Source organism: Dorea ammoniilytica (assembly GCF_025567415.1).
Lineage (GTDB): Bacteria > Bacillota > Clostridia > Lachnospirales > Lachnospiraceae > Claveliimonas > Claveliimonas ammoniilytica.
Genome location: NZ_JAOQJV010000019.1, coordinates 12,180 through 25,456, shown reverse-complemented (window position 1 = coordinate 25,456; position 13,277 = coordinate 12,180). Strand labels below are relative to the sequence as shown.

Here is a 13,277-nt window from a genome sequence, read left to right as displayed (position 1 = left end):
TTGCCTGTTCCCGCCCTCCTGTTATTGGTCGGTCTTAATGTTCAAATTCATCCCGTCCAGTCTCTTGTGATACGATTTCAATGACTGCTCAACTATGAGAACCCTGTCGTGTAAATCCTGCACCTCTGCCCGTGTCTCTTTGTAGTCACGTTTGATGTCTTTGACATCGTCGGCAATGTTCTCCAGTTTTGTCATCATGAGTGTGTTCGCTGTCGCACGTTCCTCCGTCTCCTGCTCTGCATCCTTTTTGTCATTCCGCTTTTTATTGGAAATCCCGAAAAAGATTGCAAATGCGACGGAAATCCCGCTCAACAACAATGAGAGTTCAATCGTCACTCGGCTGCTCCTTTCCGAACGCTCCCACGTCGTCGGTGTCGCAGTATCGTCTCATGTGGTACTCAAGGACATCCAGTTTCCCGTCTGCCTCATTGACCATGTTCCGGAGTTCCTCTTTGACCCCCTCCTCCACTTTTGAGCGTTCAATCATTTCTTGCTGCTTTTTCACGATTCCGGACAACTCCTCCGTTATCTCGCACAACCGTGATATTATTTCAAGCGGTGTCATTTTGCCTCACCACCGGAATATTTTTCTCCCGTGATGTATTCATATTCCTCCGCTGAAATACTTCCTTTTGTGACACGCTCTGCGATCTGTTCCTCGGTGAGAGTGCCTTTCTTGTACATTCTTTTCAGACTTTCGACAAGCATTTTCATATTAAATCAACCCCTCCTCAATCAACTGTTGTGTGTATTCGTCGATGACTGCATCTTTCTGAAACTGTGTCACGGATTCAACGATTCCTGTTGTGTTGGATGCAACAACCTCCTGCATGAGCGTCAATCTGTCATATTCCTCCCGTGACATTTCACGCTCCTCTCGCTGCCATCCGGTGATTTTCTTTCCGTCTGCATCCTCTTTCGTTGCTTTCTTGATATTGCGTCTCTGATATACCGTTGTCGGTGACGCTGTTGTGTCGAACTCCTCCGGCTGTTCTGCCTCCGTTCCGAACACTTCTCTCCATTCTTTCATGTTTTTCTCGCTCCTTTCGCTTTGAATGTTTGCTAACTATTTTCTTTAATTTCTTAACATTCACATAAGGCTTGACCCTTTGCAGGTACATGTCGTATGTGTCTGTATTGCTCAAGTAACCCATGTATGACAGAATTGCGGTTGCATCGTACCATGTGATTTTCTCTTTCTTTGCGACACGGTTGACTTTCCGTGTGCAACTCAACATGATGCTTTCCCGCAGAATCGTCTTGTCGTGATAGAACTGGAATCCCATGAAATCGAGTGGTCTCCCTTTTCTCTTTCCGGTCTTTTTCTCTGTGTAATCGAACCGGAACACCTGCCAGTTTCCTTTCATCTGCAAGTTGAACTTTTCTCTCAAGAATCTCTCAATCTCCTGCTGCAGCCTGTGGAGTTCCTTTTTGTTCTTTCCGAACACCACCATATCATCCATATACCGGATATAATGCACCGCTTTCAACTGTTCTTTGATGAAATGGTCGAGAGGCTGCAACATGAAATTTGACAACCACTGCGATGTGTAAAACCCTAAAGGCAACCCGACCTCGCTCCCGTCAATTATCAGTTCGAGGATGTACAACATTCTCTCGTCTCTGATTTTCTTCTTGAGCCACGCTTTCAAGACATCATGGTCAACACTCTCGAAAAAGTGTCGAATATCCATCTTGAGAACATATTTGCAGTTCTTTTTGTCTCGCTGAATCCACCTCTCGATGTGCTTTTTCCCATAATGAGCACCCCTGTTCGGTACGCTCCCACACGAGAACTCATACATCCCTTTCATGAAAATGTCATAACACGCAGAGACGACAATGTGGTGAATCACCTGCTCATAATTGTATCGAGGTTTCTCAATCATTCTCACTTTTCTGCTCGTTCCCTCGTTGATGCAGACTTTCCCGTGTCTTGATGGTTTCCATGCCTTTTCCGGATGCGGTACGTCGTACCCCTCCGGTGCAGTGTTCTCAAGTTGCTCGACGACGTTCTTGACATGTCTCTGAATGTTGGTCGGCTCTAATATCACCGCAACGTCCGGACGCTCTGTCTTGCCCTTTGCTGCTTTATGAAATTTTTGCTCAACATTGCTATGTTCTAACATAGGCTTGTACAGGTTATTGACGGATTTCTTTCCCATCTTTCTTATCACCTCAAGGTCTTTCTGATATTCTTACTCGACCCTGCCTGCATCGGTATCATTTCCACTGGTTAGGTGTATTTCAACACCCTGCGGTGTAGGAAAAAGGTGTGCTTTTGGTTAAATGCTCCATAATTTGATAAGATTGGCTCGCCACGATGCCCGTGGACACGTGCGTCGCAGGGGTGATCACATGCCAGCACGACAAACCGCACTTCGACCCGTTGCCACGGTTGCCACCGAACAGGGCAAGGACGCACACCGATTCCCCTGTCATGTCAAGGTCATCTTTTTGTCATGTCGGAGATTCTATCACAATTTTTTCTGTTTGTGTCGGATGTGCCTCCCGTTTCCATCATCGTGGAAAATCCTTGTCATACCGGACACCTCGGAGGGTAAACCCTCCGAACCTCCCTTTTTATTGCGGGGGAGTATCTCCCCCGTTCCCCCTCGCTGCTTACGCAGCAGCAACAGGCGGTTTACAAGAAAGGCTCGCCACGAAGCCCGTGGACACGCGCGTCGCAGGGGTGTTCACATCCCAGTACGACAAACCGCACCTCGACCCGCCGCCACGGTAGCCACCGAACAGGGCAACTGCAACGATCGTATTGTTGAACCATAACCCATCACATTCGTATGTGGTCTCACTTCCGGATGCAACGGTCGGGATTCTTCCGATGTCGGATGCCATTTCCATTCTTGAACAGTAGCCTCCGGATGTTCCGGACGGTGTCAGTCCTGTGTTTGTGTACCCCGCACCTGTTGAGTTGTACGGAGGAACTGCTTTCACATGATACACTCCGTTGATAAGCAGCAGACCTCTCAAACGTTTCCAGTAGTTCGCAAAGAAGTTCTCGCAGTAAAATACTTTGACTGCCTGTGTGGTCGATGTATAACCGAAAAACTGTCCTTTTCCGTTGAGTGTTCCGGTCTGCAAGAAATTGTCGGACTGACTGTTTCCGTTTCCAAACTTGCCTTGTGAGTTGGTGCTGCATGTAATCATCGTACACATTTCATACATGAGGTTGATTTCAGAAAATGACTGTTTATCCCATCTGTCACCGTTCTGCTTTGCTGCTGTCGTCTCCTGCTCGTCTGTCATGGACGCTGTCGGTGTGAGACCGGAGAGTGAACGCATCCTGTTGTTGACAACCGAACCCTCGTACATCGGGAAATATGTCACAGGCAGGACATTTCCGTCTGCGTCGGTGTGTGCGTATGCTTTGTATGTGTCATCGTACTGCTCCTCACAGAACACAACAAAATGATAATTGTTCTGTGTCCATCTCTTGACCCAAATCAGAGGAATCTCGGACATTGCATTTCCACCGTATGATGTTTTTGTGATGTCCGATGCTCCTCCGTTCAGCTTGAGAGCATGGTTTTCATGATTCAGTTCATAGTCAACCGTTCCGTCAGTTCTTACCATGACCGGACGGTTTTTCTTTACGAACCAAATATCTCCCCAGTCTCCATAATCGAACCCGCCTCCTGCGAAATTCATTCCTGCGGGTGTCATTCCAACCGCATCATAAAGATATTTGACACGGGTTGCCGGATTGCTGTCGAGGAGGTTGATTCTCATTCCGTATCTTTTCGGTTTTGCTTTTGCGTCCTCGATAATTTTCTTTGTGTTGGAAAGAATCTCCTGCGACGTGGATTCTTTCGCCATGAATATTCTGTCTCCTGCTGCCATTATTCACTTGCCTCCTTTGTGATTTCCTCAAAATACAACGTACCGTTTGAGATACCCATTCGATACTTGATTTGTGTCGCATCGTCCTCCAGTTCGACAGTCGTTGCCAGTGCTTTCATTTCTGCAAGCAACTCCGTTCCCTTTTTGACCATGTCGTCATAGTACGTTTTTGCATCTTTGTCCATTCCGGTCTTGATTTCTCTGACCTCCTCGATGTCAAATGCGACAGGGAGGCTCATGAACTCGGTCGAACCGTTACCGATTCGGATGATTCTGTGACCGCTTGTCGTGGTTTCGAGACCCAGTTCTCCATCATCGAGAACCCTCTTGCTCTCCGTCCACTCTGCGGTCGTTCCCTTTTTCAGAGTGATTGTTGCTGTTGCCATTCTTTTTCACCTCTTTCTCAAATTGTGTGTGACGTTCCTGCGATATACTTGTCATAATCGGTCGTGAACGGTGTTCCTCCCTTGACAAGCAGGAGGTCGGTTGATTTTGGTGTTCCTCCATCCACATTGATGTTGATGTCCGTCTCAAGTTCTCTGATGCGTTCATAATAGTCTTTGACTGCTGCCAGTATCGCATCAAGACCGGACTGACTGATGATGATTTTGTTTGCCTCCTCGGTCGCTGTCAGACATTTCTTTGTCTGCTCGATTGCTGCCTCCATCGCCTCGACGCATTTTGCGATCGCCTTTGCGGTGTCATCCTCTCTCCGGCTCTCTTTGATTTCTCTTGCCTTTTCAGCAGCCTCTCTCAACCGCTCCTGTGCCTGTCTGACCGCCTCTGCTGCATCAATGGTGTTCTGTGTGTCCTGTGCGATTTGCAGAGCCTCTCTCGCTGCTGCAATGGTGTTCTCCAGTCTTGTGTATTCTCCGGAGTGAATGATTTCCGATTCATCCCGCTGTGACGGAAAAATCTCCATCTCAAACGTCGCACTCGTCAGCAATGCACCATTTTGATACAACTGCACCTCACACAATGCTGTTCCGTGAACCTGCAACATGCCTCTTGTGAGAGGAATGAGAGCCTCATTTCCGGACTTTTCTCCATCGTTGTGAACGTGTGTCTTGTCCGGTTTGGTCATGTTGATAATGACCTCCACATTGTCCGGTATCTCATACACGACACCGTCCTCCATGAGCGTCACTCCGATGTACCGTGTTCCCATATCCATCTGTTTCGCTGCAACTGCAAAATGCTGTGTGTCTCCATACAAATCCACTTTGATGTGTCTAATGATTTCCAATTTTCTCACCTCCTCATGACAATTCTTGCTCGGTTCTCTGAACCTCCTCGAATGACAGTCTTGTGTTTGCCAGTTCGACCTTGTTCTTTTCTTTCGTCAACGGGTATTCATAGAATTTCACAATCCTGTGGCTCTCACGGATTCCCGTTGACTTGGAGATCAGCAGCACCGTGTCTCCCAGTGCTATACTGAACACCTCTTTGTACTGTTCTTTTTTCTCCTCGTCCTGCACTGCCTCAACAAGATTGATGATTTCTGCTGTGTACGACCTGTATGGTTTGGAAAGTTCGTCCAGTTTCGCCTCCGCATCCTCTTTCAGTGATTCCGCATCCGTGTATCTTTCATCTTTCCACGTCATCGTTTTCACTTTCTTTGAATACTGGTGATTCTCAACATAATTTTTCCCGTCGATATTCAGCATCAATCCATCTTTCCCTATCGGAATGAGCCTTGTTGCAAAGTCGTATGAGTTTGACTGCACCTGCAACCGCTTGAGATTCAGACGTTCAATGAAATATGCTCCTCTGTCCTCTCCGCATTTCTCATATACCGAAATTCCCTTGTTCAGAGAATCGAACACCATCTCGCATCTATACGTTGTGATTGCCTGTTGAGCGACATCCCATGCAGAACAGTTCTGCTCTATCCGGATTGTTCTCTTTTTGGAAACATCGCACCGGATGACTTTCCATCCAGTTCCGTCGATTGCCTCTGTCAGACATTCATCGACCGTCTTTTCCACAGTCTCAAATCCCTGCGGATATTGTTTGCCCTCCAGTTCCTCGACGTTCAATGTTCCGGTGCATTTGTACCATTCCCCGCTCGGCTCGACCTGCTTGATAACAAATTCGTCCGTGTCGGTTCTGATATATCCCTCCTCTTTGATGTCCGCTGCATACCTGTTTGTCTTTCGGAACTCGAATGTGATTTCCTTATCTCCGGTCTTGAGAGTGCTTGTGATGCACGTTTCTTTTATTCCGGATAAAATACACACCTTTTCGTGTGAATCATTGTACAAATCCATCAGACTGCCTCCTATAACCACATAGGTTTATACTGCAATGTGACAAGTGCGTTATTGTCAGAGAAAATGAGATGATGTTCCTTTTCCTGCCCTGTTGTGAGATACGGAAATTCCATCAATGACACATCCTTGAACTTGTTCTCTCCGTCCATCGTTGCGAATCCTGTTTCTCCGTCAATGATGACGGTTGCTCCTCTCGGAATCGTGTCGATAATAATTTCACCGCAGGAAAGACCGTTGATTCTTAACTGCTCAATGTACTCCGTTGCTGTGATTGTCAGTCTGCACGGTGTCGCCCTGTTTCCCTGTGCCTCAAATATTGCCTCATACGCTCCCTGCCAGTTCAAACTCACTTCGTCGCTGAACCAATACCCCGTGAATTTGAACTCTGCTGTGTACCGTGTTTTCGTTATTGTCTTGCTCAACGAGTTCCCCGTCATATATGCCTTAAAATGGCGACTGTACCCGTCCAGTGTAAGGACAACACCTTTCTGCAACTCTGCATTGAAATCACTGACATGTTTTTGAACCTCGTCTCTGTCTTTTCCTCTGAACAGGACTGTCACTGTCAGTCCGGACAATGGTGTGTATGTTTCGGATTCCGACGGTATCAATGCCCCGTCGAACATCTCCACCGTCACCCCCGTCTGTGGAGGCTCGAAATCAACTGTCAACTGCTTTGCATCGAATGACCGAATGTCTATGCTGTCAATTTTCATGTCCTCACCTCCGTTTTTTTGTTGCTATTGCAAGATTATCACTGACCTTTTCGGTCGTTCTGCTTGCCACTTCGTCTCCGTCAATATAGTTGTGAACCTCGATAAAAGCGTTCACATTCTGATTGATCGCTTTCAGCTTTCGGTCAAGCATTGAGTTCAATTCTGTGTAGAACTCTGCAAGTGGCAAGATTGCCTCTGCTCCTGCCTCTCCTCCGACCATGAGCCTCGTTCCATTCATTCCGAACACTGTCGGACTTGTCATGATTCCTCCTGTTTTGTACCATTCAACACCGAATGACGGTACAGATGGAGGGTTCAGACTGAACGAACCGGATATACTAAAATGTGGCATTTTCAAATGTGGCAATGACCACTCAAAATTGAAAAATCCCTTGATTCTGTCGATAGCATTTGAGACCGCTGTCTTTGCGGATTCCATCTTTTCGCTGAATTTTGCTCGTATGCTCTCCATGACTGAACCGACCGTTGAAAGAGCACCGTTCAATTTTGTCGAGAAAGATGACTTAATGCTGTCGAGTTTTCCACCTGTCAACGTGTTCGCTGTGGACATGAGTGAGTTCATCGTGTCCTTGATGCCCGTGAATGTAGCCGACACAATTCCTTTCATGCCCCCGCCTTTTTCGTTATAGGCAGATTTCATATTTTCCAGTTTTGTGGAAACATTGGTCTTTGCGGTCTCCATGAGATTCGTCGCTGTGTCCTTGATGTTTGTAAACCTCGTTGACCATCCCTGTTTTACGCTCTCGACCTTGTTTGTAAAATCGTTCTTGAGTGACAGGAGTTTGTTGCTCGCATCTGTGTTCCACTGCTGCATCGTCGTTGAAATCGTCGATTTCATGTGAGACCATCCGGTTGACACATAGGACTGTATTCCGGAAATCTTCGTCGTGAAATCGGTTCTGATTTCCGTCAGTTTATTTGATGCGTTTGTTTTCCACTCGGTCATCTTGGATGTGACCGTCGTTTTCATATTCTCCCAACCCTCGGAGACTTTCGTCTTGATTTCCGATGTCTTTTCAGAGAATTTTGTCTTGATTTCTGTCAGTTTTCCTCCCGACAGATTATCAACGAACGTGAATCCGGCTGTGTAATAGCCTTTGATTCCCTCCCATCCTGCTGCAACTACTCCTTTAATACCGCCCCCGTTTTCCTCATAGGCGGTTTTCATGTTCCCCAGTTTCTCCTTTGCGGTGTCAACTGCTGCCCCCATGAACTTTGTGACAGTATTTTTCACCGCTGAAAACGTCTTTGTCGCTGCTTGTCCGACTGCACTATTCGCAACCGAATCTTTTATCTCGTTCACCTTATTCGTGACCGCCTCTTTTGCTTTCGAGAACGCTCCCGTTATGGTTTCCTTGATTGCGTTGAATTTCTCCTTGACGTTACTCCACAACTCGGATAATTTTTCTTTGACCTTATCCCAGTTTTTATATAAAGCGATTCCTGCTGCGATCAGTCCTGCAATCAGTGTCACAATTAAAATAATCGGACACAGATTCATGACTGCATTGAGGGCGGTCTGTGCCACCGTCATTCCTCCAGTCACTCCTGTCGCTGTCGCTGTTGCTGCGGTATGTGCTGCCTCCGCTGCTGCCCCTGCTGTGTCTGCTGCTGTTCCTGCTGCGGTTGCTGCTGTCTTGGCTGTTATCTTTGCGATGATTCCTCCGACAAACGATGCAAACTGTTGACCTGTTTTCACCGTCGTCGATATTCCCTGTGCTACTTTTCCGAATCCGATTGCTAAAGGACCCACCGCAGCCACCACAAGACCGACCTTGATGATTGTCTGCTGTTGCCCCTCGTCAAGAGAGGTGAACCACTTTGTCAGTTCTTGAATCTTTGTCGTCACCTTTTCGATGACTGGTGCTGCTGCGGTCTGTGCTGTTGTCGCCAGTGTTGACAATGCCAGTTTTGCATTGTTCATCGCTATTGTTGCATTATCAATCGGGTCGAGTGTTCCGTTGTATGTGTCCTCGACCGTCGTTCCATATTCCGACATTGAGGATGACAGGCTTGTGAGGTCAATTCTGTTCTCTCGGATTGCTGTCGCCATTTCAGCAGCACCCTTTTTTCCGAACAGTTCTGTCGCAATCTGTAAAGCCTCTGTGTCCGTCTTTGCGTTCTTAATGCTGCCGATTGTCTCCTCCAGTGCGACATCCATCGACTTTCCCTCGGCTGTTGCGTTCTGCAATGCCTTTTTCAGTCCTGCCAGTGCTGTCGTAGAATCAACACCGTTCGCATCGAATTGAGCCATCAAATTGATTGCTTGTGGTAATGACAACCCCATCTCTTTGAACGCTGAATTGTTATCCAGTACATAACTTTCGAGTTTGTCAACGGAAATTCCTGTCTCCTGTGCTTTTGATGTCAGCAATCCCAACAGATTCCCCGTCTGTGATGTGTCTATGTTCCACGCTTTCATGATTTTGTCCACTTGGTCAACAGACTGTGTCACATTCGTTCCGTTTATGCTCGAAAACTGAATGAATTGCGTTGACAGGCTCTCCAGTTCCTCTCCTGTCGAATGAAATCTCGTGTTTACTTCACCGATAGCCTCTCCGACCGTTGACATGTCCTCCGGCATACTTCCGAAAACATTGTCCGCAGATGCGGTCAATCCCTCCAGTGCCTCTCCGGTCGCTCCGGTCTTTGTCACTATCGTGTCATATCCCTCGTCGAGTTCCTTGAACGCTGCGATTGATGCTGCTCCTATTGCAGCAATTCCCGCAGAAACGACGGACATTTTCTTTCCGAAACTCTCCATCTTTTGTCCTGCTTTGTCACAACCGCTTGCAAATTCATTCAGTTTATGATTTTTCAGTTCCTTGTTTACTTTTTCGAGTTCAGATTCCATCTCGACGAGTGATGCTTTTGATGCGTTCGTCTTTGTGGTCTGATTTGCAAGAGCAGTCTCCGTCTTTCCGATTGCTGTCTCGTTTGCCTTAAATTCCTGCTCCAGTTTGTCGAGTTCCTCTTTCAGTGCCTTTGACTGCTCTGAATTTGCTCCGGTCGCCTTTGTTGAATCCTCATAGGCTTTCTTTGCTGCCTCGACCTTTGTTTTCAATTCCTCCTGCTTTGTCTTTTGGTCTGAAAGTTTCTGTGTGAGTTTTGCTTGTTGCTCACTGTTTAATTGAACGATATTCTTTTGCAGAGTGATTTTTTGAGTGAGGCTCTCGGCTTTCGCCTTGAGTTGGTCTGCTGCCGAACCGAACGCTTTTGCTTGCGTCTGTGCCAGTTTGAACTCACTGGATAACACTTTCATCTGTGACGCAGCGGATTTCATTTGTGACTGATAATCAGACGAATTTGCTGAAATCTTCACGCTTGTATGTGCCATCGGTTCTCCTCCTCTCTGTGTTATGTGTTCTCGTTCACCGTTTCAAGTTCAAATTTCAGATATTTCAGCAGTTCAATGATATTTTCTTTCATGCACTGCCCGTATGATTCCCGCATGAGCCGAATCGCAATTTTTGTCACACGGTCAACGATTTCTCCGCATATCTTCCATGTGTTCTGTTCTTCCTGCTCCTCGTCCTCATACCCATTCTCACGGTCATATTCGTCGAACGCAGATGTCTCTCTTTCGATTGGCTCTGTCTCGACAATGTTCAGCAACGCATCGGAAACAATATCCTGCATGATGAAATGAATCCCCTTTGATGCTGTCAGAAATTCAATGACATCCACCTCACCCAGTTCATCGAGAGACATCCTGTTTCCGAATATCTCTTGAATAATTCTTTTGTTGAAAAACAGTGCATCCGTTATTTTGTCCGAACCGTTTTTCTCCATGAGTGCAGCATATTTCTTGTACTGCTCAACCGTTATGTTATTGATGAATACTTTTCCTGTGCTGCAAGTGATTGTTATTTCCGGAATCACTTGCCACTCTGAAAATTTTTCATCATCTTGTCCATTCTCTTGTTCATTTCCTCTGCGATTCCCATGTCAATCATGTTGAACTCGATGACGATTCCTGCTGCATCCAGTCCGCTCTCTGCGTCCTTTAACTCGTCAACCGTGAACTGATTTCCGTATGCTTTGCAGATGAACAACATCATCGCCTCAATTTCCTGTCGTGAGTATCTTTTTGACGCTCTCTCGGATGTCGCAGCGTCAATCTGTTCTGCAAGTTCGAGATATTCCATGTATGTGTCCGCAGACATTTTCTCCATTTTGAACTCTTTATGATTCACGATAATTTTTCTATTCATTGAATTATCCTCCTGTTATATCCTCTCTTGTTTTACGCTGCTGCGTCCGGTGCTTCCTGCACTTTTGAGAACCAGTCTTTGATTGCTGTTGCTGCATCCGTGTCCTCTGCTACAAGGTTGGATTCATCAACAGATACCTCATACAGATTGTCGATGCTACGCTCGTAGAAACTGCCCTTGATGCTCTTGGTTGTAGGTGACAGTTTTCCCTCTTTAGTGCTTGCCTCCTCGCTGATACCCTCTGCAAACTTTCCGACATAAAGCCACTTGAACTCATATTTCCCGTTGAGTTTTCTTTCTCTCCATCCGACAGCGACCTCCGGTGCTCTGTCGTCAGATGACTTTCTCAAGAATCCTTTCTCGTACAACTGCCCGAACAGAATCACTCTGTCCTGCGGTGCAAGAGCATTGATCTCCAGTTCGACATCTGTTCCCTCGTATGAGGTGATGACCTCCTCGGTGTTATCGTCGGAGTAGATTTTCTCACTTGTCCACTTTTCATCAATTTTCGCTTTGATTGCCCTCGCTAATTTCACCGGAGTTCCGGCTGTGTATGCTGTTGCAGTATTGCTCTGCACCAGTGCGATGTAGAAATCTTTCAGACCGCAAGTTCTACTCCTTACAATCTGCTGTGTGGTTTCATTTACCTGTGTTACTGTTTCGCTCATGATTTTTCCTCGCTTTCATAATATTTTGTGAATCGCTGTGCTTTCATATAGATTCCATCTTCCGGTTTTGAATCGTCTCCGTTTCTCCCCTCGAATGAGAACCCATTCTCTTTCATGAGAGACTTGATTTCCCTTGCCAGTTCCACCTCGTCCTCCTTTGAGAAAATGGTGATTTGCAAGGAAAGTGTCACTCCCTCCGCATCATCATCCGAAAAATTGTCATCGGTTTCGCCCAAATCCCACAATGTCACATGACATTTGTTGAGGTCTTTGTCATACCACCCCTGCATCACGGTGATTCCTCTGTCCTCTATCGGCTTGAGTGCGTCTGATGCGTCTTTTATAATGTCCGGACTGCTGTCCATGCTTATCACCCCACTGTCCTGTCTAAATACGCTTGATATTCCTGTTCTGCTATCTTTTGCAGTTCTGCATCTGCCTCCCTGCCTGTTGCATATATGAACTCTTGTGGCGGTCTGTAAATCGTTCCCCAGTTAATAAAACGGACGTAGAAATGACCGCCCTCGTCCTGTGTGTTCTTTTCCCATCCGACATCTGCTGTCGCTCCCGTACCGTTCACCTTTACTTTCCCGATAGGGATTTCATCTGCTGCATGTGCGGACACGGATGATTTTGAACCGAACCCTCGCCCACTTTTTTTGATGTCCTTTGACTTTGGGATTTTTCCGGACATGATTCTCTGTACAACTGGTTCACCTTTTTCAGCGATCGTTTTATTTACCTGTGCAATATCTTCATCCGATGCAGCACTTTCAAACGCTTTCACCAGTTCCTCCAGTCCTTTGAACTCCATGTCAATTTTCATGTCCTCACCTCCGTGTCAGAATGTGACACCTATGCAACCGCACGACATTTCACAAGCACCCATCCGTTATCTGTGAACATCGGTGATGCGTCATAGATGTCGAATCGTGTTCCGTCATACTCTGCATAGAACTCTTTCATTTTCTTTCTGACCTCTTTCATCCGCTTGCAATTCCGAACCTTGAAAACAATGGTGTTCTCAAGACCTGCTTGCAGTGCTGTGTATTTCTCATTTGTTCCCAAACTCTGAACATCGCACCAACACTCATAAAACACCTCTGTTGTCGGTTCTTTCCTGCCCGCCTTGATTTCTGTGGTCACTCTGATTATTTTCACCCGTCCGGTCATTCACTGCTCCCTCCATACTTTTCATTGAGTAGCATGGTTGAGACCGCATTTGTGAGTTGCTGTGTACCGTTCTGATACTTCTCCCTGTGGTCGTACAATTCCTTGACGAAAGAATATACAAGCAATCTCTGACGGGCGGTCAAATTGTATGGGTCGAAATTCGGAATCAGTTCCATCAACTCCTCTGATGCAATCGCCTCAACCATAGTCTCGACAATGTCCTTGTCGTCGTCATAGTCGATGTGATTGTATTTCATGCAGTCCTCAACCAGTTTGTCTCTATACTCTTTCTTTTCCTCGTCCGTCATTTCATTCACCTGCTTTCAATCACAGGGCGGGTGTTCCCGCCCT

18 protein-coding genes are annotated in these 13,277 nt (G+C 46.5%); all 18 read right to left on the bottom strand.

The genetic code is table 11. The features are described 5' to 3' along the window. Window positions 1-21 precede the first annotated feature (21 nt). The 18 genes from OCV65_RS11590 to OCV65_RS11505 all read right to left on the bottom strand — a co-directional run bounded on the left by OCV65_RS11590 (window position 22) and on the right by OCV65_RS11505 (window position 13,234). Window positions 22-336 (bottom strand): hypothetical protein, encoded by a 315-nt coding sequence (locus tag OCV65_RS11590; RefSeq protein WP_004605281.1) that lies wholly within the window; start codon window positions 334-336, stop codon window positions 22-24. Beyond that, window positions 326-565, bottom strand: coding sequence for a hypothetical protein (locus OCV65_RS11585; RefSeq protein WP_003506202.1), 240 nt, complete (start codon window positions 563-565; stop codon window positions 326-328). Before OCV65_RS11585 ends, OCV65_RS11590 begins: the two co-directional genes overlap by 11 nt. Then, window positions 562-714 (bottom strand): XkdX family protein, encoded by a 153-nt coding sequence (locus OCV65_RS11580; RefSeq protein WP_003506201.1) that lies wholly within the window; start codon window positions 712-714, stop codon window positions 562-564. Before OCV65_RS11580 ends, OCV65_RS11585 begins: the two co-directional genes overlap by 4 nt. A 1-nt stretch (window position 715) precedes the next feature. After that, entirely contained in the window at window positions 716-865 is a 150-nt protein-coding gene (locus OCV65_RS11575) for a hypothetical protein (protein WP_004605279.1), read from the bottom strand. A 1-nt stretch (window position 866) separates the two neighbouring features. Beyond that, complete coding sequence (locus OCV65_RS11570) at window positions 867-2,165, bottom strand: RNA-directed DNA polymerase (protein WP_262582188.1); 1,299 nt, start codon at window positions 2,163-2,165, stop codon at window positions 867-869. 457 nt (window positions 2,166-2,622) lie between these two features. After that, entirely contained in the window at window positions 2,623-3,861 is a 1,239-nt protein-coding gene (locus tag OCV65_RS11565) for a hypothetical protein (protein WP_262582187.1), read from the bottom strand. After that, window positions 3,861-4,247, bottom strand: coding sequence for a hypothetical protein (locus tag OCV65_RS11560; RefSeq protein WP_003506196.1), 387 nt, complete (start codon window positions 4,245-4,247; stop codon window positions 3,861-3,863). The genes OCV65_RS11565 and OCV65_RS11560 overlap by 1 nt, the downstream gene beginning before the upstream one ends. A 17-nt stretch (window positions 4,248-4,264) precedes the next feature. Then, on the bottom strand, window positions 4,265-5,116 hold the full coding sequence (locus OCV65_RS11555; RefSeq protein ID WP_055062297.1) for a BppU family phage baseplate upper protein: 852 nt from the start codon (window positions 5,114-5,116) through the stop codon (window positions 4,265-4,267). Window positions 5,117-5,120: 4 nt separating this feature from the next. After that, on the bottom strand, window positions 5,121-6,131 hold the full coding sequence (locus OCV65_RS11550; protein ID WP_227065925.1) for a phage tail protein: 1,011 nt from the start codon (window positions 6,129-6,131) through the stop codon (window positions 5,121-5,123). 11 nt (window positions 6,132-6,142) lie between these two features. Continuing rightward, window positions 6,143-6,850 carry a phage distal tail protein gene (locus OCV65_RS11545; RefSeq protein WP_055062298.1) on the bottom strand — a complete coding sequence of 236 codons (708 nt, stop codon included), beginning with the start codon at window positions 6,848-6,850 and terminating at the stop codon, window positions 6,143-6,145. A gap of 4 nt (window positions 6,851-6,854) precedes the next feature. Further along, window positions 6,855-10,208, bottom strand: a complete 3,354-nt coding sequence (locus OCV65_RS11540) for a phage tail tape measure protein (protein ID WP_226970630.1) — start codon at window positions 10,206-10,208, stop codon at window positions 6,855-6,857. A 20-nt stretch (window positions 10,209-10,228) separates the two neighbouring features. After that, the gene (locus tag OCV65_RS11535) at window positions 10,229-10,582 is read right to left on the bottom strand and encodes a hypothetical protein (protein ID WP_262582185.1); all 354 of its coding nucleotides are present in this window, start codon (window positions 10,580-10,582) and stop codon (window positions 10,229-10,231) included. A 167-nt stretch (window positions 10,583-10,749) separates the two neighbouring features. After that, the gene (gene gpG / locus OCV65_RS11530; RefSeq protein ID WP_055062300.1) at window positions 10,750-11,085 is read right to left on the bottom strand and encodes a phage tail assembly chaperone G; all 336 of its coding nucleotides are present in this window, start codon (window positions 11,083-11,085) and stop codon (window positions 10,750-10,752) included. Window positions 11,086-11,117: 32 nt separating this feature from the next. Next, a complete protein-coding gene (locus tag OCV65_RS11525) occupies window positions 11,118-11,753 on the bottom strand; it encodes a major tail protein (protein WP_003506181.1) in 636 nt (211 codons plus the stop codon). Beyond that, window positions 11,750-12,118, bottom strand: a complete 369-nt coding sequence (locus OCV65_RS11520) for a hypothetical protein (protein WP_226970632.1) — start codon at window positions 12,116-12,118, stop codon at window positions 11,750-11,752. The genes OCV65_RS11525 and OCV65_RS11520 overlap by 4 nt, the downstream gene beginning before the upstream one ends. Before the next feature lie 5 nt (window positions 12,119-12,123). Next, window positions 12,124-12,579 (bottom strand): HK97-gp10 family putative phage morphogenesis protein, encoded by a 456-nt coding sequence (locus OCV65_RS11515; RefSeq protein WP_003506178.1) that lies wholly within the window; start codon window positions 12,577-12,579, stop codon window positions 12,124-12,126. A gap of 29 nt (window positions 12,580-12,608) precedes the next feature. After that, window positions 12,609-12,926, bottom strand: coding sequence for a phage head closure protein (locus OCV65_RS11510; protein ID WP_004605268.1), 318 nt, complete (start codon window positions 12,924-12,926; stop codon window positions 12,609-12,611). Further along, entirely contained in the window at window positions 12,923-13,234 is a 312-nt protein-coding gene (locus OCV65_RS11505) for a head-tail connector protein (RefSeq protein WP_003506174.1), read from the bottom strand. The genes OCV65_RS11510 and OCV65_RS11505 overlap by 4 nt, the downstream gene beginning before the upstream one ends. Window positions 13,235-13,277 lie beyond the last annotated feature (43 nt).